The sequence below is a fragment of the Kaistia hirudinis genome (assembly GCF_014196455.1).
In the GTDB taxonomy this organism is placed as follows: Bacteria; Pseudomonadota; Alphaproteobacteria; order Rhizobiales; family Kaistiaceae; genus Kaistia; species Kaistia hirudinis.
Genome location: NZ_JACIDS010000004.1, coordinates 231,481 through 252,247, shown reverse-complemented (window position 1 = coordinate 252,247; position 20,767 = coordinate 231,481). Strand labels below are relative to the sequence as shown.

Here is a 20,767-nt window from a genome sequence, read left to right as displayed (position 1 = left end):
CATAATGGAACCGAAGCCGAGACGGCTCGGAGGGGGGATACGCAGGATGGCCGTCGCCGAATCCCTGGACATGCCCGTCGCCAAGGCGGGTTCGGAACTGATCCGCCAGCGCGTACGCGCCGCCTGGATTTTCCTGGCGCCGATGCTGGTCGTCCTCGCGATGGTGGCCGGATGGCCGCTGCTTCGCAGCATCTATTTCTCCTTCACCAACGCCTCGCTGACCAATATCGAAGGCGCGCAGTGGATCGGCTTCGAGAACTATCTCTCGGTCACGACGCTGAAGAGCGGCCGCGTCATCTATGACGGCCTGCTCGTCGATCCGCTCTGGTGGCAGTCGGTCTGGAACACGGTCCGCTTCTCCGTCGTCTCGGTGGTGATGGAAACCATCATCGGCATGATGGTCGCGCTGGTGCTGAACGCCGAATTCCGCGGCCGCGGCATCGTCCGCGCCGCCATCCTGATCCCCTGGGCCATCCCGACCATCGTCTCGGCCAAGATGTGGGCCTGGATGCTCAACGACCAGTTCGGCATCATCAACGACATCCTGCTCCATCTTGGGCTCATCTCGACCAAGATCGCCTGGACCGCCAACGCCGACACCGCGATGCTCGCGGTGCTGGTCGTCGACATCTGGAAGACGACGCCGTTCATGGCGCTGCTGATCCTCGCCGGCCTGCAGATGATCCCCGGCGACATCTACGAGGCCGCCAAGATCGACGGCGTGCATCCGATCAAGGTGTTCTGGAAGGTGACGCTGCCGCTGGTGCGGCCCGCGCTGATGGTCGCCGTGATCTTCCGCATGCTCGACGCGCTGCGCATCTTCGACCTGATCTATGTGTTGACCGCGAACAATTCGCAGACCAAGACCATGTCGGTCTTCGCGCGAGAAAACCTGTTCGACTTCGACAAGTTCGCCTATGGCTCGGCGGCATCCACGATGCTGTTCCTGATCCTCACCGTGATCACGGTCGTCTACATCATCGTCGGCAAGGTCAATTTCGAGGGAGGCCGCTGATGCTCTGGCATGTGATCAAGCGCACGGCCTTCTACCTGCTGGTCGTCGGCATCGTCGTGGTCTCGATCTTCCCGTTCTACTATGCGATCATCACGTCGTTCAAAAGCGGGACGGCGCTGTTCCAGATCGATTACTGGCCGAAGACCTTCTCGCTCACGAACTACAATTCGGTCCTGACGACCGGCTCGTTCGTGCGCAATCTCGGCAATTCGCTGTTCATTGCCTCCGTGGTGGTGGCGATCTCGCTGCTGCTCGCCGTGACCGCCTCCTTCGCCCTGTCGCGCGTGCGCTTCAGCGGCCGTTCGCTGCTCCTGTTCACGATCCTCGCGGTCTCGATGTTCCCGCAGATCGCCGTGCTGTCGGGCCTGTTCGAGCTGGTGCGCTTCTTCGGCATCTTCAACACGCCCTTCGCGCTGATCTTCTCCTACATGATCTTCACCCTGCCCTTCACGGTCTGGGTGCTGACCACTTTCATGCGTGACCTGCCGATCGAGATCGAGGAAGCGGCGATCGTCGACGGCGCCAGTTCCTGGGTGATCGTCACGCGGGTCTTCCTGCCGCTGATGTGGCCGGCGCTGGTGACGACGGGCCTTCTCGCCTTCATCGCAGCGTGGAACGAATTCCTGTTCGCCCTGACCTTCACCTCGTCCAACGAGACGCGCACGGTTCCGGTGGCGATCGCGCTGCTCTCCGGCAATTCCCAGTTCGAGATTCCCTGGGGCAACATCATGGCCGCCTCGGTGATCGTCACCGTGCCGCTGGTCGTGCTGGTGCTCATCTTCCAACGCAAGATCATTTCCGGCCTGACGGCCGGCGGCGTGAAAGGCTGACAATGAACGAGCAGGTTTCCAGCGTCGGGATGGCTGCAGCCCAGCCCGTCGATGCCGACTGGTGGCGCGGCGCGGTGATCTACCAGATCTATCCGCGCTCGTTCCAGGATACGAACGGCGACGGCGTCGGCGATCTCAAGGGCATCACGCAGCGCCTCGACTATGTCGCCGAGCTCGGCGTCGACGCGATCTGGATCTCGCCCTTCTTCAAGTCGCCGATGAAGGATTTCGGCTACGACGTCTCCGACTACTGCGCCGTCGACGGGCTGTTCGGCACGATCGAGGATTTCGACCGCCTGATCGCCGAGGCGCATGCCCGCGGCATCAAGGTCATGATCGATCAGGTGCTGTCGCATACCTCGGACCAGCACGCCTGGTTCAAGGAGAGCCGGTCGTCTAAGGACAATGACAAGGCCAATTGGTATGTCTGGGCCGATGCGAAGCCGGACGGCACGGTGCCCAACAACTGGCTGTCGATCTTCGGCGGCTCGGCCTGGGAATGGGACACGACCCGCTGCCAGTATTATCAGCACAACTTCCTGACCTCGCAGCCGGACATCAATTTCCACTGCATGGCCGCGCAGGATGCGCTGCTGGACACGGTCGAGTTCTGGCTGAAGCGCGGCGTCGACGGTTTCCGCCTCGACACGGTGAACTTCTACGTCCACTCGCAGGGGCTCGAGGACAATCCGCCGTCACTCCCGGAAGACCGCAACTCGCCCGAGGCGCCGGCGGTCAATCCGTATAACTGGCAGGATCATATCCACGACAAGAGCCAGCCGGAGAATCTCGAATTCCTGAAGCGGCTGCGGAGCCTGCTCAACCGCTATCCCGGCCAGACGACGGTCGGCGAGATCGGCGACGGACCGCGCTCGCTGAAGACCATGGCGGCGTACACGTCGGGCGGCGACAAGCTGCACATGTGCTACACCTTCGACTTCCTGTCGCCGATCTTCACCAAGGAACACTTCGTCGCCCGCATCAAGGCGTTCGAGGCGATCGTCGGCGATGGCTGGCCGTGCTGGGCGTTCTCGAACCACGACATCGTGCGCCATGTCTCGCGCTGGACGACCGACGGCGACTATGACGCCGTGGCGAAGCTCGCCAGCGCGATCTTGCTCTCGCTGCGCGGCTCGGTCTGCCTCTATCAGGGCGAGGAACTGGGGCTCACCGAGGCGGTGCTGACCTTCGAGGACCTGCAGGACCCCTACGGCATCCGCTTCTGGCCGGAATATAAGGGCCGCGACGGTTGCCGCACGCCGATGGTGTGGGAATCGAACGGCACCTATGGTGGCTTCTCGACCGCAAAGCCCTGGCTGCCGGTGCCGCAGGAACACATCGCTCGCGCCGCCAATCGCGAGGAGAGCGACCATGCCTCGGTCCTCGCGCAATATCGGCGCCTCATCGCCTTCCGCCACGCCCATCCGGCGCTGATCCGCGGCTCGATCGCCTTTGTCGATACGCCGGACGACGTGCTCGGCTTCGTGCGGGCCGAGGGCGACGAAAGCATCATCTGCCTCTTCAATCTCGGCTCCGGCCCGGTCAGCGTGCCGCTGCCGGCCGGCGCGGTGGTCACCCCGCTCGACGGGCACGGCTTCACGGCGTCGCTCGATGCGGCGACGGGGATCGTCAGCCTCGGCGGACGCGACGTTTTCTACGGAAGAATAGCCTGAACGGCAGGAGAGAGGGACGAACATGGCGGATCTGCTGCTGCGCGGGATCAAGAAGTCCTACGGCAACGTCAAAGTGCTGCACGGCATCGACCTCGACATCAGGGCGGGCGAGTTCATCGTCTTCGTCGGACCGTCGGGCTGCGGAAAATCGACCCTGCTGCGCCTGATCGCCGGCCTCGAGGACATCACGGCCGGCACGCTGCAGATCGACGGCCAGGTCGTGAACCAGCTCGCGCCCTCGAAGCGCGGCATCGCCATGGTGTTCCAGTCCTATGCGCTCTATCCGCATATGACGGTCTACGACAACATGGCCTTCGGCATGAAGCTGGCGAAAGGGCACGACAAGTCGGAGATCGACAAGCGCGTCCGCGAGGCCGCGAACATCCTGCAGATCACGCCCTATCTCGACCGCCTGCCGAAGCAGCTCTCCGGCGGCCAGCGCCAGCGCGTCGCCATCGGCCGCGCCATCGTGCGCGACCCGAAGGTCTTCCTGTTCGACGAGCCGCTCTCCAACCTCGATGCGGCGCTGCGCGTCGCCACGCGCATCGAGATCAACAAGCTGCACGAGAGCATGCCGGGCGTGACGATGATCTACGTCACGCATGACCAGGTCGAGGCGATGACGCTCGCCGACCGCATCGTGGTGCTGAATGCGGGCCGCGTCGAGCAGGTCGGCCCGCCGATGGAGCTTTACCACAACCCGGCGAACCTCTTCGTCGCGCGCTTCCTCGGCTCGCCCTCGATGAACACCATGCCGTGCACGGTCGTCTCGGGTGGCGCGAACCCGGTCGTGAAGCCGGATGGCTGCGACCCGATCGTCGTCCAGGCGACGATCCCCGTCAGCGCGGCCGGCGCCAAGGCGACCTTCGGCGTGCGTCCGGAAGATCTCGACATCAGCACGAATGGCGAGGCGATCTTCCGCGGCAAGGTCGACATCGTCGAGCAGCTCGGCGAAGTCACTCTGATCTATGTCGATGTCGGCGCGCCCGAGCCGATCGTCGCCAAGATCCCGAACGACACCGTGATCGCCAAGGGCGACACCGTGGCTCTGACCTCAGAGCGCCGCCATCTCCAGGTCTTCGACGAGAACGGCATCGCCTATCCGCGGACCTGACCATCCGGCGGGCCGCGCCCGCCGGAGGTTTTCGATATCGCAGCGAACGGGATCACGCAGCCGGCAGCGCCGGCCCCGCGATCCCGCGCCGTTCTACTTCTGCAGCGTCATCAGCGCGTATTTGCACACCGGGTCGAGCGCCGCCGCATTGGCGCGCAGGCACGCGACCGCCCGGCCGCCGCTCAGCGGCTCCATCCGGCAGAACTTCCGATAATCCTGGCGGCACGACTGGCGCACGAAGCGGGCCTCCTGCTTCGGCGTCATCGGCGGCGGAACCGGCGTGAGCGCAGCGGCGGGTGGCGGCGGCGGCGGGGTCTGAGCAGCGGCAGCAGGCGGCGGCGCTTTCTTGGCCGGCGGCGGCGCAGCGGGCGCGGGCGCGGCGGCATTCTTGGTTGCCGGCGGCGGCGTGCTCGCGGCCGGAGGCGGTGGCGCGGCCGGCTCGCTCGCGGCAGCCGGTGCAGGAGCCGGCGCCGGGGCCGCTGCGGCAGGCGCGGCGGCGGGCGCCGAAACGGCCTTCACCGCGGCCTGGCAGGCCGGCGAGAGCGTGGAGAGGTTCTTCTCCAGGCATTGCAGCGCCTCGGCCCCGCCCGGCGAGACGCCGGTGCAATTGGCGCGGAAATCGCCGGGGCAAGCGGACCGTATGGCCTTCTGCTGATCGGCCGTCGGCGCCGCGCCGGCAGGCGCCGCCGCGAAGGCGAGCAGCAAAGCCGGCAAAGCGGCAGCCATCAAATGTCTGTATTTCATGTCATTCTCCCCGATGAACCCGTCCAGCGATCCCACACCGCACGCCCCGCGGCAAGCGCTGAGGCGGCGGTGGCTTTACAGTGTGTTGAACCATTTGCGGCAAATGCGGCCGTGAAGCGCGGCGGCTCCTGTCTTGCCGCTGTCACGGCGCCGTCGGCATGCTATGCGAGACAGTGCGTATCCCATCGGTCAGCAGGAGGCATCTCATGTCCGATCTCGTCGTCATCGTCTATCCCACCCTCGAAAAGGCAGAGGCCGTCCGCAGCGAACTGCTCGAACTGCAGAAGGAATATCTGATCACCCTCGACGACGCGGTGATCGCGACGAAGACCGACGACGGCAAGATCAAGCTGCACCAGATGGTCAACACGACGGCGGCGGGCGCCGCCTCGGGCTCGTTCTGGGGCCTGCTGGTCGGCATGATCTTCCTGATGCCGGTGGTCGGCGTCGTCATCGGCGCGGCCTCGGGCGCGCTCGGCGGCCTGCTCGCCGATTTCGGCATCAACGACAAGTTCATGAAGGACCTCGCCGAGAGCATCCAGCCCGGCAATGCGGCGCTCTTCGTCCTCATCCGCGAGATGACCGGCGACAAGGTGCTGGAGCATATGAAGGGCACTGGCGGCGTGGTACTCAAGACCTCGCTCGACAATGAGAAGGAAGCGGCCCTTCGCGCCGCCATCTCCGGCCCGGCCGCCTGATCGGCCGCACGACTGAACGGCGGCAAGTCCGCCGGTTTTCGGATCGGCCCCTGCCCGTGCTAGCCTCGTTGCCGGAGCTTCTCCGGCAGTTCGGTGAACGGGCATGGCCGATCCGGGCGACATCATCGCGATCGTGACGGACGATCTCGCAGAGCCGCATCGCGAGGCGATGGTGCGCGACTTCTACGGCCGCATCTGCATGCGGCTCGACCTGCAACCGCTCGACCCGGGCGGACTGCGCTTCAATGCGCGGACGACCGTTCTCGCGGGCATGACGGCGACAAGCGGATCCGTTGCGCCCATGGCCTGGGAACGGCACAGCGCGCTGATGGACGATGCCGGCGACGACATCGCCGTGTCCTGGATCGCCGGCGGCTGGCGCTTCGCCCGTCCCGGCCAAGCCGATCTGGAAACCGCGCCGGGTTCGGCCTGCGTCATGCAATTAGACAGGCGCTGGCGTGCCGAAGCACGGAATGGCGACTGGACCGTCTGCTTCCAGGTTTCGCGCGCGCTGCTGACGCCCCTCGTTCCCCATCTGGACGATGTCGAGCCGGACGCCATCCGCGCGGACAGCGCCGAGGCGCGGCTGCTGTTCAACTATGTTCAGGCCGTGACGCGCGAGCCCGTCGCGCCGAAGCTCGCGACGCTCGCCGCGCGCCACATCGCCGATCTGCTCGCCGCCGCGCTCGGCACCACGGCTGAGGGCAGCCGGGTCGTCGAGCGTCGCGGCGTGCGCGCCGCGCGGCTTCGGGCGATCCGGCAGTTCGTCGAGGAGCACCTGCCGAGTTCGCGCCTCTCCGCCGAGACCGTCGCCCGCCGTTTCGGCCTCAGCCCACGCTATGTCCGCGCGCTGTTCGCGGCCGACGGGCTCAGCTTCTCGGACTATGTCCGCGAGCGGCGCCTCGCCCGCATCTATCACCGCCTCACCGATCCACGCTTTGCCGCCCTGCCGATCGCGACCCTCGCCTTCGAGGAAGGTCTGGTCGAGCCCTCGACCTTCTACCGGCAGTTCAAGGCGCGCTATGGCATGCGGCCGTCGGACGTGCGCGAACAGTTCAGAGATCGCTAGGACGCCTTCCAACTCAGCCGATACCAACACGTGCCAAGACGATCGGACCGACCAAGGAGATAGAGTCGGCTGCGACTGCGTTGAGACGTGGGAGGCTCCCGCGATGCGTTCCTCTGGCGCCAGTGCACCGTTCCGCTGGCGCCATACGGCGCCGCCCGTCAGGCACCAATATCCGCCGCGTCACCCCACACGAGGAGGATTCGGCCATGCGCCCCACCCTTTCGAAGCTTCTCGCCCTCGGCTTCCTGGCCTTCGCGACGCTCACCACGTCGCAGGCCAGCGCCGCCTATACCTGCATGAACCCCGCGATCTGCCGCGCCGTCTGCGGCAGCGAGACATGCGGCAAGATCTCGGCCCGCGATCCCGACATGAAGGCGCTGCAATCCTTCAAGCCGGCCGGCCAGATCGCCGCCTCCCCCAATTCTTCGGCCGCGCGCCAGCCCTATACCTGCATGAACCCGGCAATCTGCAAGGCCGTCTGCGGCTCGACGACCTGCTGAGGGACGCCGGACTCCAGCATGCGGCGACGGCAACAACGCTGTCGCCGCCCCGGCTGCGCGGCCTCAGTTGCTCCGCCGATGTGGCCGCGCTAGGCCTCGTCGAGATCGTCCACGAAATCGAGCAGCGCGCCGGCCAGCTCCGCCGGCGCCTCCAGGGCGGCGTAGTGCCCGACGCCATGGAGTTGAACAGAACGAATCCCGTTGGCCGCGACCGCGGCGAGTGTGTCGGCCGTAAACGCGCCGCCGCTGGCGCCGATGGCGAGCACGGGTGCCGTCAGGGCACGCTTGCCGGCTATGGTTCTGATCTCGTCCCCTTCGCGCAGCATGGACCGGTAAAGACCGATCGCGCCACGCCAGCCCTCGGGTCGCGCATAGGTCCGCGCGAACTCGTCGAGATCGGCATCCTCGATCGCCTGCGGATTGGCGCTCATCGATTTGAACAGCCAGCCGATGAAGGCGCGCTCGCGTCCCTCAAGGAGCATTTCGGGAATGCCGGGGGTCGTCAGCGCTCCGATATGCCAGGTGCCGCCATGGGTGATATCGGCCAGCGCTTCCAGCCCGAAGCCGGGCAGGCCCATCTCGATGGAAGTCAGGCTGGCGACATCCTCCGGATACGCCGTGGCAAGGCGAAAGACTGTTGCGCCGCTGATATCCTGGCCGGCGAGATGGACCGGCCCGCAGCCGAGATGGCCGATGAGACGGTGCAGATCCTCGGCCGAAACGGCGCTGTCATAAGTGCCCGGACCGGCGCTTGAGTCGCCGAAGCCGCGCAAATCCACAGTGAAAACACGGTGGCTTGCGGCGAGCCGCGGGATGAGCCGGTGGAAGGTCCACCATGTCTCGGGAAAGCCGTGGACCAGCAGGATCGGCGATCCCTCGGTCCCTGCCGCCACATAATGCAGTTCGGCGCCATCCAGCGACAGCCTGTGATGCGTGACGCCGGGCAGCGTCGCGCCGATCGGAGCGATGTTCATCGCGATCTCCATTTAGACAACAAGGTTGACTTTATGGATCCGATTTAGACAATCAGGTTGTCTATGTCCAGCGCTTTCGCCAACCTGGTTGTCATTCCAGAGGAGCGGCCCTATTCCTGTCGCATGGCCAGAACCGGCGCCGATCTGGCGCTCCTCCTCCTCGGCGGCTTCCGCCACCTTGCCGACGCCGCAACCGCGGAGCTGAGCCGGCGGGGATTCGAGGATGTCCGCCCCGCGCATGATTTCGCCATGCGGGCCATCGCGGCGGGCGCCGACAGCGCATCCGAACTGGCGCGTCGTCTCTCCGTCTCGAAACAGGCCGTAGCCAAGACCGTCGCGTCGCTGGAGGAGCGCGGATATGTGACGCGGGTCGACGATCCCGCCGACGCCCGGCGGCGGCCCCTTCGCGTGACCGACCGCGGCTTCGAGGCGATGCGGGAGGGCGAAGCGATCTTCAACGATCTGCGCGAACGATGGGCGCGCCAGATCGGCGAGGCGGAGCTCACAAGGCTGGAAGCGAGCCTCGCAGCCCTCGTTGGCACGGCCCCTGTGCGACTGGATGCGCCGGGCTGGAGCGCGCAGGATCTCGACACGTCATCCCGCTGAATCCGGCATGTCCGTTTCGACCGCAGCGCCGGTCGGAGGCGTTAATCCAGCGTGCGCCGATACCGCGCGAGCGCGATCGTCGCGACGGCCAGCCAGAAGGCGGCGAGCGGCCAGATCTCGCCGGAAAGTTCCGGGATGCCGTTGCCCTTCAGCATGATGCCGCGAACCGAGCGGATATAGTGGGTGAGCGGCAGGATCACGCCGATCACCTGCGCCCAGTCCGGCATGCCGCGGAACGGGAACATGAAGCCCGACAGCAGGATCGACGGCAGGAACCAGAAGAAGGTCATCTGCATCGCCTGCATCTGCGTCCGCGCGATCGTCGAGAAGGTGTAGCCGAGCGTCACATTGGCGCCGATGAACAGGATCGTGACGCCGATCAGCAGCAGCATCGAGCCCATCATCGGCACGTGGAACAGCACATTGGCGCAGACGAGGATCACGGCGACCTGCACGCAGCCGATGCCGATATAGGGCACGATCTTGCCGATCATGATCTCGAGCGGCGTCGCCGGCGTCGCCATGAGATTTTCGAGCGTGCCGCGCTCGCGCTCGCGCGTCAGCGCCAGCGCCGTCATCAGGATCGTCGTCATGGTCAGGATCGTGCCGAGCAGGCCCGGCACGATGTTGAAGGCCGTGATGCCCTCCGGATTGAAGCGGCGATGGATGACGAGATCCACCGGCAGCGCCGACGGCGCCTTGCCGGCGAGCGGGCCGGCCAGAAAATCGGCGAGCGCCCGGCTGACGATCTCCGGCAGCGCCGCGATCGCATTGGCCGAGGCGGCCGGATCGGTCGCGTCAGCCTCGATCAGCAATTGCGGTCGGAGGCCACGGGCGAGGTCGCGCTCGAAATCCGGCGGGAAGGCGATGACATAGGCCGCGGCCCCGCTGCGAACGAGCGTATCGGCCTCCGCCTCGCTCACAAAGCCGGGACGGATCGCGAAATAGCGCGAGCTCGCGAGCGCGGTCACCACGGCGCGGATAGCCGGGCCATTGTCGGCCGAGACGATGACGGCGGGCAGTTCCTTCGGGTCGGTGTTGATCGCATAGCCGAACAGCACGAGCTGCAGGACCGGGACGACGAGGATCATCGCGAAGGTCAACCGGTCGCGGCGGAGCTGGATGAACTCCTTGATCATCAGCGCGCCGATCCGAGCGGCTGAGAAGGCGGCGCCCGCGCTCAAGCCGCGCCCCCGTTTCCGGCGCTGTCGGCGACGCGCGCCTGCTGCATCAGGCGGATGAACACATCCTCGAGGCTGGTTTCGCCGGCCCGCGCGCGCCCTGTGCTGCCGGTCTCAGCGAGGACGTCGTCGACCGAGGCGCGCAGCAGGGCCGCATCCGGCCCGACGACATGCAGCTCATTGCCGAACGGCGCCACCTGCTCGATGCCCGCCCGCCCCTTGAGCGCGGCGGCGAGCGCCAGCGTGTCGCCGCCCGAGACGACCACCGTCGCAAGCTGGGAGGCGGCGATCACTTCGGCGACCGTGCCGCGCGCGACGACATGGCCATAGGCGATATACACGATGCGATGGCAGCGCTCGGCCTCGTCCATGTAATGCGTCGAGACCAGCACGGTCAGTCCGCCGGCCGCGAGGCGGTGGATCTCGTCCCAGAACTCGCGCCGGGCCTGCGGGTCGACGCCGGCGGTCGGCTCGTCGAGCAGCAGCAGGCGCGGCTGGTGCATGACCGAGGCGGCGAGCGCCAGGCGCTGCTTCCAGCCGCCGGAGAGCGTGCCGGCAAGCTGGTCCTTGCGGCGGGTGAGGCCGAGCCGCTCCAGCGTGTCGCGGACGGTGTCGCGCCGGTGCGGCAGATCGTAGATCCGCGCCACGAAATCGAGATTCTCGCGGATGGTCAGGTCGTCATAGAGCGAGAAGCGCTGCGTCATGTAGCCGACCTCGCGCTTGATCCGTGTCGCCTCGGTCAGGATGTCGAAGCCGAGGCAGGTGCCGCTGCCGCCATCGGGCTTCAGCAGGCCGCAGATCATGCGGATCGTCGTGGTCTTGCCCGACCCGTTCGGGCCCAGGAAGCCGACGATCTCGCCGCGGCTGACCTCCAGCGCGACATCGTCGACGACCTTGCGGGGGCCGAAGCTCTTGGTGAGGCCGCGGATCGAGATCACCTGCTCGCTGGCCGCTTCGCTCACGCCGTCACCCCGCGGGAAGCGTCACGGTGACGGGCTGTCCGGGTTCCAGGCCCAACGCCGCGCCCTCTGGCCGCGCCTCGGCACGGAAGACGAGCTTCGCCCGGCTCTCGGTGGAATAGATCACCGGGGGCGCGAATTCGGCCTGCGACGCGACGCTGGCGACCGTCGCCGCGAGGCCGGAGGGGCAGCCGTCGCAGGCGAGCGCAACGCGGTCGCCCGGATGGAGTGCAGCGCGCTGCGGCTCCGGCACGAAGAAGACGATCTTGCGCCCTTCCGGCGGCAGCAGCGAGACGACCGGCTGGCCGGCCGGCACGATCTCGCCGACGCGGAAATAGGTGTCGTCGATACGGCCCGCGGCCGGCGCGGTGCGCTGGCGCCGCTCGAGCAGCGTCCTGGCGTTCTCCAGCGCCGCGGCACGGGCGGCGACGGTCTGCTCGGCAGCGCGGATCGTCTCGGGCCGCGCCGCGAGCTCGGCGACCGCGCGGTTCTGGTGCGCCGCATCGACCCGCGCTTCCGCGGCATCGAGATCGGCCTTGGCCTGGTCGAGAACGGCGGCCGAAGCGACGGCCTTGTCGGTGAGCGCCTGGCTGCGGTCATAGGTCTTGCGGGCCGCGTCGAGCGCCGCCTCCGCCTCGGCGAGCTGCGCGTCGAGCACGCGGATCTCCTCCGGCCGCTTGCCGGTCTTCAGATCGGCGAGCTGGGCCTCGGCCGCCGCCTTCTCGGCTTCGGCCTCAGCCAGCGCCGCACGCTGGTCGCGATCGTCGACAGCAAAAAGCGGCGCGCCGGCGGCGACGTCCTGTCCCTTGGCGACATCGAGGCGGACCAGCCGCCCCGATGCCTCGGGCGCGATGCGGACGAACGCGCCCTCGACATAGCCCTGCGCCGAGGGGGGCGCCGCGCTGCCGCTGCAGCCGGCCATGACAAGAAGAAAAGGCAGCGCCGCGCCTCGCAGGAAGGAGACGAAGCGCCGGTGGATCATCCCGCGGCGTCTCCGACGAGCGGGACGCCACCGATCCTGTCGATGTTTTCGGTGGCGATCCGTCTGATCAGCTCCCGGTCCGACATGCCGAATTCCTGCTTCCCGAGCGAACGCATCACCATCGGCTGCGCGACGCAGAACATGACCACCTGACCGAGCAGCGTGAAGACGCGTACGGCGACGGCCGGATCATCCTCCCTCTGATCGAGCAGCAGCGCAACGAGGCGACGCATCGTCCGGTGGCCCTGCATCATATAGCTGAAGGTCACGTCGAAGACCGGCGAGGGTTCCATCTGCTCGCGCATCAGGAAGCGCCCCCAGAGATCCACCTCCCGATCGCCCAGCATCGTCTCGACCTGGATATCGACGACGCGCTGCAGCAGGCGGCGGACCGTCGCCTTGTCCACGTCGCCAGCGTCGAGCCGCGCATCGATCTCGATGAGCAGGTCTCCCTTCTTGGCGCGCATCTGCGCGACCACATATTCCGCGACAGCAAGATGAAGGGCCTCCTTGCTGCCGAAATGATAGACGATGGCGGCCAGATTGGCATCGGCGCGCCGGGCGATCTCCCGTGTCGAAGCGCCGTCGAAGCCGTAGCGGCCGAACGCATCCAGCGCCGCCAGCAGCAGACGCTGCCGCGTCTCGGTGCCGCGGTCCTGCTGCGCCCGGCGATAATGGCGCGAGCCGCGCAGCGGCACGTCGGCCGAATCGTCCCTCAACCCGATGGTCATCCGATCACTCCATGCTCCTGCCCCAGGAAGTTGATGAAACGATTTATCCCGATAGTCAATCGATCGATTGAATTACCGATTTGTCGCTGAATGACGCGACATGCGACATTTTGGCGCCCGCGCCCTTGCACGAGCGAACATTCGGGGCAACACTCGCTGCGGGTGAAACCCTGGGGGGAAAGCCATGATCTACGTTCTCGCCTTGCTGATCGGCGTCGTCGCGGGCCTGAGGGCGATGATGGCCCCTGCAGCCGTCAGCTGGGGCGCCTATCTCGGCTGGTTCGCGGTCGGCGGATGGGCCGGCTTCATGGGACACTGGATCGCGGTCGCCGTGTTCACGGTGCTGGCGATCGTCGAACTCGTCACCGACCAGTTGCCGTCGACGCCGAGCCGCAAGGTGCCGCCGCAATTCGGCGCCCGGATCATTTCCGGCGCCTTCTGCGGCGCTGTGCTGGCCTCCGCGACCGGCTCGCTCATTGTCGGGCTGATCGCGGGCGCGATCGGCGCGGTGATCGGCACGCTCGGCGGCGCCGAGGTGCGCGGCCGGCTCGCCACCTCGTTCGGCGAGGATCGGCCGGCGGCCCTGATCGAGGATGCGGTCGCCATCATCGGCGGGTTCGCCATCGTGGCCCTCGCCGTATGACGCAGCGCTTCGATGCGATCATCGTCGGCGCCGGCCAGGCCGGCCCCGCGCTCGCCGGACGACTGACCGCCGCCGGCCGGAAGGTGGCGGTCGTCGAGCGCCATCTCTTCGGCGGAACCTGCGTCAACACGGGCTGCACGCCGACCAAGACCATGGTGGCGAGCGCGCAGGCCGCCCATCTCGCCCGGCGCGGCGAGGATTTCGGCTTTTCAGCCGGCAATGTCGCCGTCGACCTCGCCCGGGTGAAGGCACGCAAGGACGGCGTCGTCTCCAATTCGCGCCGCGGCATCGAGGGGTGGCTGGGCGGCATGGACGGCTGCACGGTCTTCCGCGGCCACGCCCGCTTCACGTCGCCGACGACGATCAGCGTCGGCGAGCAGCTTCTGGAAGCGCCGCAGATCTTCCTCAATGTCGGCGGGCGCGCGGCCTTCCCGCCAATGCCCGGCCTCGACAAAGTCGAGGTCCTGACCAACACCGGCATTCTCGGGCTGGACGTCCTGCCACGCCATCTCGTCGTGGTCGGCGGCAGCTATATCGGGCTCGAATTCGGCCAGATGTTCCGCCGCTTCGGCTGCGAGGTGACCATCGTGGAGAAAGGCTCGCGGCTGATCGGGCGCGAGGACGAGGACGTCTCGAAGGCCGTCGAGGGCATCCTGCTCAATGAGGGGATCAAGCTCAGGCTCGATGCCGAGTGCATCCATTTCGCGCCGCATCCGGACGGCATCGCCGTCGGCGTCGACTGCACCTCCGGCGAGCGCGAGGTGATCGGATCGCATGTGCTGCTGGCCGTCGGCCGCCGTCCGAATACGGATGATCTCGGCCTCGAGGCTGCCGGCGTCGCGGTCGACCCGCGCGGCTACATCATCGTCGACGACCAGCTCCGCACCAATGTCCCGGGCATCTGGGCGCTCGGCGACTGCAATGGCCGCGGCGCCTTCACCCACACCGCCTACAACGACTTCGAGATCGTCGCCGCCAATCTGCTCGACGACGATCCGCGCCGCGTCTCCGACCGGACCGAATGCTACGCGCTCTATATCGATCCGCCGCTCGGCCGCGTCGGCATGAGCGAGAAGGCGGTGCGCGCCTCCGGCCGCAAGGCGCTCATCGGCATGCGGCCGATGACCCGCGTCTCCCGCGCGATCGAGAAGGGCGACACGCAGGGCTTCATCAAGATCCTGGTCGACGCGAAGACGCAGCAATTCCTCGGTGCATCGATCCTCGGCGTCGGCGGCGACGAGGTCGTGCACGGCATCCTCGACCTGATCTATGCCAAGGCGCCGGCCAGCGTCCTGCAGCGCTCGGTGCCGATCCATCCGAACGTGTCGGAGCTGCTGCCGACCGTGGTCGGCGAGCTCAAGCCGCTCGAATAATCCGGCCGCTGCAATCTGTGATGCATGTCACAGGCTGTGTGCGACCGGGAAATTTATCGAACTAAAACAATTACTTACAAATAATTTACAGTTCTCTGCCCGCCTTTACCCCGCTCTGCGGTGGACGTAGACTGCGCGCCATCAAGTGGCGTCTCGTCACGGGAGAGGATCATGTTTCGCAAGACTGTGCTCGCCGGGCTCGCCTTCGGCTTTCTTGCCGCGTTCGCGGGTCTTTCCGGAGCGGCCGCGGCCGACGGCCAGCGGAGCGTGATCACAAGCCGCGACGCCGATTATGCCGGCTTCGACTACCAGACCGTGAAGGATGTCGAGCAGAAGGCCTGCGCCAGCGCCTGCCTCGCCGACAAGTCCTGCCACGCCTTCACCTACAATGTGAAAGCGCGCTGGTGCTTCCTGAAGAGCGATTTCGGCGCGTTGTCGGTGGCGCCCGGCGCCATGGCCGGCCGCGTCATTACCCTGAAGGGCTTCGACAAGACCCTCGCCGACAAGCGCACCGACGAGCTCTCCTTCCTCGGCCCGACGCCGTTCGACGAGGCGCGGCGCCAGGTTGGGAGCCTGGCGGGCGAATATCCGACCGATGGCATGGGCTATGCGGCGATCCGTGCGGAGGTCGACCGGGCCCGCAAGGACGGCAAGGTGGTAACGGCCTCGCACGCACTCGGCGCCCTTCTCGGCATCGCGCCGGAGGATCCCGCCGACTGGCGCGACTTCGCCGCCCTGCTGCTCAAGGTGAAGCCGGCCGACGACAGCGAGAAGCGCGACCTGCCGTCCGAGGCATCCTCGGCGGCGATCAACGCCTATCTCCGCATCGAGGGCGCCCGCGACCAGGCGGTGACGCTCGGCCTTCTCGCCGAGGCGCTCGGCCGCCGCGACATGTGGAAGGAAGCGATCAAGACCTGGCGTCTGGCGCTGACCTATCGCGACGATCCGGAGCTGCGGGCCGCGCTCGACAAGGCTTTGGCCCAGCACGGCTTCCGCGTCGTCTCGAACACGGTCGACGCCGATTCCGAGACGCCGCGCATGTGCCTCGTCTTCTCCGAGGCACTTCCGGTTTCCGATCCCACGCTGACCGATTTCGTCGTCGTCGAGGGTGGCAGCGGCTTCGCGATCGAACCGCAGGACAACCAGATCTGCGTCGACGGGCTCAAGCACGGCCAGCGCTACACGGTCCGCGTCCGCGCCGGCCTGCCGTCGGCCGCGGGCGAGACGCTCGCCCAGAGCGCCGAGATCACGAGCTATGTCCGCGACCGCGCCCCCTGGGCCGGCTTCGCGGGCAACGCCTATGTGCTGCCCGCAGGCCAGGGCGCGTCGATCCCGATCGAGAGCGTCAACGCCCCGCTCATCCAGGCCGAGGTCTACCGGATCGGCGACCGCTCGATCGCCGTAGCCGTGCGCGACGGCACGTTCCTGCGCCAGCTCGACAGCTATTCCGCCGGCCAGATCGCCAGCCAGTCCGGCCAGTCGATCTGGAAGGGCGAGATCGAGGTCAGCGGCAAGCCGAACGAGATCGTGACGACCGCGATCCCGATCGGCGAGGCGCTGAGCAAGGTCGAGCCGGGCGTCTATGTCATCACGGCGCGGGCGAAGACCAACGACACCGAGTATTACGGCGACCTCGCGACGCAGTGGTTCATCGTCTCCGACCTCGGCATCTCCGCCCTCACCGGCAATGACGGCATCCATGCGGTGATCCGCTCGCTCGGCTCGGCCGAGGCGCTCGCCGGCGTCAAGGTCAAGCTCGTCGCCACCAATGACGAGGTGCTCGGCGAGGCGAAGACCAATGCCGACGGCTATGTCCGCTTCGAGCCCGGCCTCGCCCGCGGCGAAGGCGGCATGTCGCCGCAACTCCTCGTCGCCGAGACGGCGGCCGGCGACTATGCCTTCCTCGACCTGAAGAAGACCGCCTTCGACCTGACGGACCGCGGCGTAGACGGGCGCCCGGCACCGGGCAAGCTCGACACCTTCCTGACCACGGAACGGGGCATCTACCGCCCCGGCGAGACGGTGCACCTGACCGCGCTGCTGCGCGACTCGCAGGCGAAGGCCGTCACCGGCCTGCCGCTGACGCTGGTCGTCGACCGGCCGGACGGCGTGCAGTTCCTGAGCGTCAAGCTCGAGGACCAGGGCGCCGGCGGCTACAGCTATGACATGCGCGTGCCCGACGAGGCGCAGCGCGGCGCCTGGCGCTTCGCGCTCTACGCCGATCCCGATGGCGCGGCGCTGACCGAGGTCTCGACGCTCGTCGATGATTTCGAACCCGAGCGCATCGCCTTCGACCTGTCAACGACGGCAGCCCGCCTGACCTCCGGCGAGAGCTTTCCGATCGAGCTGACGGCGAAATATCTCTACGGCGCCAAGGCGATCGGCCTCGGCGTGAATGGCGACTTCATCGCCACGCCGACCAACGCGATGAAGGACTTCCCCGGCTACGTCTTCGGCCTCACCGACGATCCGGTCGAGACTGTGCGCGATTCGCTCGGCGACAGCACGATCACGGATGACGACGGCCACGCCACGCTGAATGCGACCGTGCCGGAACTGCCGGCGACGACCAAGCTGTTCGACGGCCAGATCGTGGTCCGCGTCACGGACACCAATGGCCGCGCCGTCGAGCGGCGGCTGAACCTGCCGGTCATCCCGGCCGGCCCGCATCTCGGCATCAAGGCCGGCTTCGAGGACGGGACCGTCGCCGAGGGCTCCGCCGCCGATTTCGACTTGATCGCGGTCGGCGAGGACGGCGCGCGCATGGCGGCAGAGGGCGTCAGCTGGACCATCGAGCGGCTCGAGACCAACTATCAATGGTACCGCCGCGACGGCGCCTGGAAATATGAGCCGATCACCACGGCGACGCGCGTCGCCAATGGCACGGTGGACATCGCCGCCGACAAGGGCACGCCGGTCTCGGCCAAGGTCGACTGGGGCCATTATCGCCTGACGGTCGCGCTGGCTGGCGACAGCGAGACCTCCTCGTCGGTCGAATTCGACGCGGGCTGGTATGTCGACACCTCGGCGAAGTCCGATACGCCTGACGTGCTCTCCGTGTCGCTCGACAAGCCCGGCTATAAGGTCGGCGAGACCGCCAAGTTCCGCCTCGATCCACGCTTTGCCGGCATCGCGCAGATCATGGTGATCGACGACCGCGTGATCGACATGAAGACCGTCGCGGTGCCCGCTGGCGGGACCGTGGTCGATCTTCCCGTGACGGCAAGCTGGGGTCCGGGCGCCTATGTGACGGCGACGCTGTTCCGCCCGATGGACATCGAGGCGAAGCGCATGCCCTCGCGCGCGCTCGGCCTCGCCTGGGTCCCCGTCGATCCGGGTGATCGCAAGATCGCCGTCGAGCTCGGCACGGAGGACCAGATCCGACCGCGCGGGCCGCTGACGATCCCGGTCACGCTCGCCAATGTCCCGGCCGGAACCGACGCCTATGTCACCGTGGCGGCCGTTGATGTCGGCATTCTCAATCTCACCGGCTTCAAGACGCCGGCGCCCGACGAATGGTATTTCAGCCAGCGCCGCCTCGGCATGGAGATCCGCGACCTCTATGGCCAGCTGATTGACCGCATGCAGGGCGTTCCGGGCAAGCTGCGCTCGGGCGGCGACGGCGGACCGGCGGGCCTCAAGGCACCGCCGCCGACCGAGAAGCTGATCGCCTATTATTCGGGCGTGGTGAAGGTCGGCGCCGACGGCAAGACCGTGATCACCTTCGACGTGCCCGACTTCAACGGTTCCGTCCGGATCATGGCCATGGCCTGGACCAAGGATGGCGTCGGCCATGCCGAGAAGGACGTGATCATCCGCGATCCGGTCGTGGTGATGGCGAGCCTGCCGCGCTTCATGACACCGGACGATACGAGCCGCATCCTCGTCGAGATCAACAATGTCGAGGGCGAGGCCGGCGATTATCGCCTCGCGATCGACGCGCCGGGCCTCGTCATGGATCCCGGCGATGCCGACCGCGGCGTGCGCCTCGAGAAGGAGGGCCGCGCCACGCTGGCGCTGCCGATCACGGCCCGCGATATCGGCGATCACCAGATCAATGTCAGCCTCGCCGGACCGAATGGCGAAAGCTTCGGGCGCAGCTACATGCTGGGCATCCGCCCTGCCGGCCAGCCGGTCTCGCGCCGCTCGCTGATCACGCTCGCGCCGGGGGCGAAGCTCACCGTCGACAAGGGCGCCTTCGCCGAGTTCAAGCCGCAGACGACGAGCGCGACGCTCGGCGTCGGCGGTTCGGCACGGCTCGACGTCGCGGCGATCCTCGCCTCGCTCGACCGCTATCCCTATGGCTGCACCGAGCAGACGACGTCCAAGGCGATGCCGCTGCTCTATCTCAACCAGGTGGCGGCGACGATCGGCCTCGCGCAGGACAGCGAGATCCGCGAACGCATCCAGGGCGCCATCGGCCGCGTGCTCGACAACCAGTCGAGCGCCGGGTCCTTCGGCCTCTGGGGGCCGGGCTATGACGATCTGTGGCTCGACGCCTATGTCACGGACTTCCTGACGCGGGCCAAGGCCGCCGGCTATCAGGTTCCCGAGGTTGCCTTCGGCAATGCCATCGACAACCTCTCGAACCGGGTCGGCTACGCCCAGGACTTCGACAAGGGCGGCGAGGCGATCGCCTATGCGCTCTATGTGCTGGCGGCGAACGGCAAGGCGGCGATCGGCGACCTGCGCTATTACGCGGAGACCAAGCTCGCCAATTTCGCCACCCCGCTGGCGCAGGCGCAGATCGGCGCGGCCCTCGCCCTCTATGGCGACAAGGCGCGCGCGGCCAATGTCTTCAAGGTGGCCGTCGAGAATGTCCGCGCCGGCTATGGGCCGACGGCGTCGCATCGCGAGGATTACGGCTCGTTCCTGCGCGATCAGGCCGCCGTGCTCACGCTGGTGGCGGAGAGCAATGATTCCGCCATCGACCGCAAGGCGCTGGTCGACGAGATCGTCTCGACCCGCGACCTCCGCCGTTTCATCTCCACCCAGGAGCAGGGCTGGATGCTGATGGCGGCGGCCTCGCTGATGAAGGATCTCGAAAAGGCGACGGTCGATGTCGACGGCAACAAGGCTGCGGTGCCGCTCTATCGCAAGCTCCTCGGCAGCGATGTCGACGAGCGCCCGCTGGTCGTCGAGAACATCTCCGACATCCCGCTCGACGCGGCGCTGACGCTGACCGGCATTCCGCTCGATCCCGAGCCCGCCGGCGGCGACGGCTTCACCATCGAGCGGCGCTACTTCACGACGGACGGCACCGAGGCCGATCCCGCGACGGTCGCGCAGAACGACCGCCTCGTGGTCGTGCTCAAGGTGACGGCGAGCGAGGCGCGTTTCGGGCGTCTCCTCGTGGTCGACCCGCTGCCGGCCGGCTTCGAGATCGAGAACCCGAACATCTCGTCCTCCGGCGACACGTCGAGCTATGGCTGGCTCTCGGTCGAGCGCAGCGTGGCGCATACCGAGGCGCGGACGGACCGCTTCGTCGCCGCGCTGACGCGCTCGTCAAGCGATCCGGTCGAGTTCTCGGTCGCCTATGGCGTGCGGGCCGTGTCGCCCGGCAAGTTCGTGCACCCTGCGGCGATCGTCGAGGACATGTACGACCCCGACCGCCAGGCCCATACCGATACGGGCTCGGTCGAGATCGTCGGGCCGACGACGACGAAGTGAGGCGC

General features: G+C 67.3%; 17 protein-coding genes. 11 read left to right on the top strand and 6 right to left on the bottom strand.

What is annotated here, in order from left to right; genetic code table 11:
• The first annotated feature begins 46 nt into the window (after nucleotides 1-46).
• From GGR25_RS15935 to GGR25_RS15920, 4 genes are read left to right on the top strand one after another with little or no spacing between them, the layout of a single operon-like run.
• Nucleotides 47-1,015 carry a carbohydrate ABC transporter permease gene (locus GGR25_RS15935; protein ID WP_183399822.1) on the top strand — a complete coding sequence of 323 codons (969 nt, stop codon included), beginning with the start codon at nucleotides 47-49 and terminating at the stop codon, nucleotides 1,013-1,015.
• On the top strand, nucleotides 1,015-1,845 hold the full coding sequence (locus tag GGR25_RS15930) for a carbohydrate ABC transporter permease (RefSeq protein WP_183399821.1): 831 nt from the start codon (nucleotides 1,015-1,017) through the stop codon (nucleotides 1,843-1,845). The genes GGR25_RS15935 and GGR25_RS15930 overlap by 1 nt, the downstream gene beginning before the upstream one ends.
• Before the next feature lie 29 nt (nucleotides 1,846-1,874).
• On the top strand, nucleotides 1,875-3,518 hold the full coding sequence (gene bglA / locus GGR25_RS15925) for a beta-galactosidase BglA (RefSeq protein WP_183400325.1): 1,644 nt from the start codon (nucleotides 1,875-1,877) through the stop codon (nucleotides 3,516-3,518).
• 22 nt (nucleotides 3,519-3,540) lie between these two features.
• Nucleotides 3,541-4,632, top strand: coding sequence for an ABC transporter ATP-binding protein (locus tag GGR25_RS15920; RefSeq protein ID WP_183399820.1), 1,092 nt, complete (start codon nucleotides 3,541-3,543; stop codon nucleotides 4,630-4,632).
• A 93-nt stretch (nucleotides 4,633-4,725) separates the two neighbouring features.
• On the opposite strand, the gene GGR25_RS15915 is transcribed toward GGR25_RS15920, so the two are convergent.
• Nucleotides 4,726-5,376 (bottom strand): hypothetical protein, encoded by a 651-nt coding sequence (locus tag GGR25_RS15915; RefSeq protein ID WP_183399819.1) that lies wholly within the window; start codon nucleotides 5,374-5,376, stop codon nucleotides 4,726-4,728.
• Nucleotides 5,377-5,582: 206 nt separating this feature from the next.
• Here GGR25_RS15915 and GGR25_RS15910 point away from each other — a divergent pair, with 206 nt between their 5' ends.
• From GGR25_RS15910 to GGR25_RS15900, 3 genes are all read left to right on the top strand, one after another.
• Nucleotides 5,583-6,074: a DUF1269 domain-containing protein gene (locus GGR25_RS15910; protein WP_183399818.1), complete on the top strand. Its 492-nt coding sequence runs from the start codon at nucleotides 5,583-5,585 to the stop codon at nucleotides 6,072-6,074.
• Nucleotides 6,075-6,177: 103 nt separating this feature from the next.
• Nucleotides 6,178-7,143, top strand: a complete 966-nt coding sequence (locus GGR25_RS15905) for an AraC family transcriptional regulator (RefSeq protein ID WP_183399817.1) — start codon at nucleotides 6,178-6,180, stop codon at nucleotides 7,141-7,143.
• A 206-nt stretch (nucleotides 7,144-7,349) separates the two neighbouring features.
• On the top strand, nucleotides 7,350-7,643 hold the full coding sequence (locus tag GGR25_RS15900) for a hypothetical protein (protein WP_183399816.1): 294 nt from the start codon (nucleotides 7,350-7,352) through the stop codon (nucleotides 7,641-7,643).
• 89 nt (nucleotides 7,644-7,732) lie between these two features.
• Here the strand turns inward: GGR25_RS15900 and GGR25_RS15895 are convergent, their stop codons facing one another.
• Complete coding sequence (locus GGR25_RS15895) at nucleotides 7,733-8,617, bottom strand: alpha/beta hydrolase (RefSeq protein WP_183399815.1); 885 nt, start codon at nucleotides 8,615-8,617, stop codon at nucleotides 7,733-7,735.
• A gap of 63 nt (nucleotides 8,618-8,680) precedes the next feature.
• Here GGR25_RS15895 and GGR25_RS15890 point away from each other — a divergent pair, with 63 nt between their 5' ends.
• Nucleotides 8,681-9,223, top strand: coding sequence for a MarR family winged helix-turn-helix transcriptional regulator (locus tag GGR25_RS15890; RefSeq protein ID WP_210299984.1), 543 nt, complete (start codon nucleotides 8,681-8,683; stop codon nucleotides 9,221-9,223).
• A gap of 41 nt (nucleotides 9,224-9,264) precedes the next feature.
• On the opposite strand, the gene GGR25_RS15885 is transcribed toward GGR25_RS15890, so the two are convergent.
• The 4 genes from GGR25_RS15885 to GGR25_RS15870 are packed head-to-tail and all read right to left on the bottom strand — an operon-like array spanning nucleotide 9,265 to nucleotide 13,076.
• A complete protein-coding gene (locus GGR25_RS15885; protein WP_183400324.1) occupies nucleotides 9,265-10,362 on the bottom strand; it encodes an ABC transporter permease in 1,098 nt (365 codons plus the stop codon).
• Between the two features lie 41 nt (nucleotides 10,363-10,403).
• A complete protein-coding gene (locus GGR25_RS15880) occupies nucleotides 10,404-11,366 on the bottom strand; it encodes an ATP-binding cassette domain-containing protein (RefSeq protein ID WP_183399813.1) in 963 nt (320 codons plus the stop codon).
• Between the two features lie 4 nt (nucleotides 11,367-11,370).
• Nucleotides 11,371-12,345, bottom strand: a complete 975-nt coding sequence (locus tag GGR25_RS15875; protein ID WP_183399812.1) for an HlyD family secretion protein — start codon at nucleotides 12,343-12,345, stop codon at nucleotides 11,371-11,373.
• A complete protein-coding gene (locus tag GGR25_RS15870; RefSeq protein WP_183399811.1) occupies nucleotides 12,342-13,076 on the bottom strand; it encodes a CerR family C-terminal domain-containing protein in 735 nt (244 codons plus the stop codon). Before GGR25_RS15870 ends, GGR25_RS15875 begins: the two co-directional genes overlap by 4 nt.
• Nucleotides 13,077-13,260: 184 nt before the next feature.
• On the opposite strand from GGR25_RS15870, the gene GGR25_RS15865 reads away from it, so the two are divergent.
• The 3 genes from GGR25_RS15865 (at nucleotide 13,261) to GGR25_RS15855 (ending at nucleotide 20,762) form a co-directional block, all read left to right on the top strand.
• Nucleotides 13,261-13,719, top strand: a complete 459-nt coding sequence (locus tag GGR25_RS15865; RefSeq protein WP_183399810.1) for a DUF4126 domain-containing protein — start codon at nucleotides 13,261-13,263, stop codon at nucleotides 13,717-13,719.
• Entirely contained in the window at nucleotides 13,716-15,092 is a 1,377-nt protein-coding gene (locus tag GGR25_RS15860) for an FAD-containing oxidoreductase (RefSeq protein ID WP_183399809.1), read from the top strand. The genes GGR25_RS15865 and GGR25_RS15860 overlap by 4 nt, the downstream gene beginning before the upstream one ends.
• 171 nt (nucleotides 15,093-15,263) lie before the next feature.
• Entirely contained in the window at nucleotides 15,264-20,762 is a 5,499-nt protein-coding gene (locus GGR25_RS15855; protein WP_183399808.1) for an alpha-2-macroglobulin family protein, read from the top strand.
• Nucleotides 20,763-20,767: the final 5 nt, after the last annotated feature.

What these genes read in the sequence shown, in the direction of transcription:
- GGR25_RS15910 (WP_183399818.1), top strand. Translation starts at nt 5,583, where the DNA reads ATGTCCGATCTCGTCGTCATCGTCTATCCCACCCTCGAAAAGGCAGAG.
- GGR25_RS15860 (WP_183399809.1), top strand. Translation starts at nt 13,716, where the DNA reads ATGACGCAGCGCTTCGATGCGATCATCGTCGGCGCCGGCCAGGCCGGC.
- GGR25_RS15935 (WP_183399822.1), top strand. Translation starts at nt 47, where the DNA reads ATGGCCGTCGCCGAATCCCTGGACATGCCCGTCGCCAAGGCGGGTTCG.
- GGR25_RS15920 (WP_183399820.1), top strand. Translation starts at nt 3,541, where the DNA reads ATGGCGGATCTGCTGCTGCGCGGGATCAAGAAGTCCTACGGCAACGTC.
- GGR25_RS15865 (WP_183399810.1), top strand. Translation starts at nt 13,261, where the DNA reads ATGATCTACGTTCTCGCCTTGCTGATCGGCGTCGTCGCGGGCCTGAGG.
- GGR25_RS15855 (WP_183399808.1), top strand. Translation starts at nt 15,264, where the DNA reads ATGTTTCGCAAGACTGTGCTCGCCGGGCTCGCCTTCGGCTTTCTTGCC.
- GGR25_RS15905 (WP_183399817.1), top strand. Translation starts at nt 6,178, where the DNA reads ATGGCCGATCCGGGCGACATCATCGCGATCGTGACGGACGATCTCGCA.
- GGR25_RS15895 (WP_183399815.1), bottom strand. Translation starts at nt 8,617, where the DNA reads ATGAACATCGCTCCGATCGGCGCGACGCTGCCCGGCGTCACGCATCAC.
- GGR25_RS15885 (WP_183400324.1), bottom strand. Translation starts at nt 10,362, where the DNA reads ATGATCAAGGAGTTCATCCAGCTCCGCCGCGACCGGTTGACCTTCGCG.
- GGR25_RS15900 (WP_183399816.1), top strand. Translation starts at nt 7,350, where the DNA reads ATGCGCCCCACCCTTTCGAAGCTTCTCGCCCTCGGCTTCCTGGCCTTC.
- GGR25_RS15875 (WP_183399812.1), bottom strand. Translation starts at nt 12,345, where the DNA reads ATGATCCACCGGCGCTTCGTCTCCTTCCTGCGAGGCGCGGCGCTGCCT.
- GGR25_RS15915 (WP_183399819.1), bottom strand. Translation starts at nt 5,376, where the DNA reads ATGAAATACAGACATTTGATGGCTGCCGCTTTGCCGGCTTTGCTGCTC.
- GGR25_RS15890 (WP_210299984.1), top strand. Translation starts at nt 8,681, where the DNA reads ATGTCCAGCGCTTTCGCCAACCTGGTTGTCATTCCAGAGGAGCGGCCC.
- GGR25_RS15930 (WP_183399821.1), top strand. Translation starts at nt 1,015, where the DNA reads ATGCTCTGGCATGTGATCAAGCGCACGGCCTTCTACCTGCTGGTCGTC.
- bglA (WP_183400325.1), top strand. Translation starts at nt 1,875, where the DNA reads ATGGCTGCAGCCCAGCCCGTCGATGCCGACTGGTGGCGCGGCGCGGTG.
- GGR25_RS15870 (WP_183399811.1), bottom strand. Translation starts at nt 13,076, where the DNA reads ATGACCATCGGGTTGAGGGACGATTCGGCCGACGTGCCGCTGCGCGGC.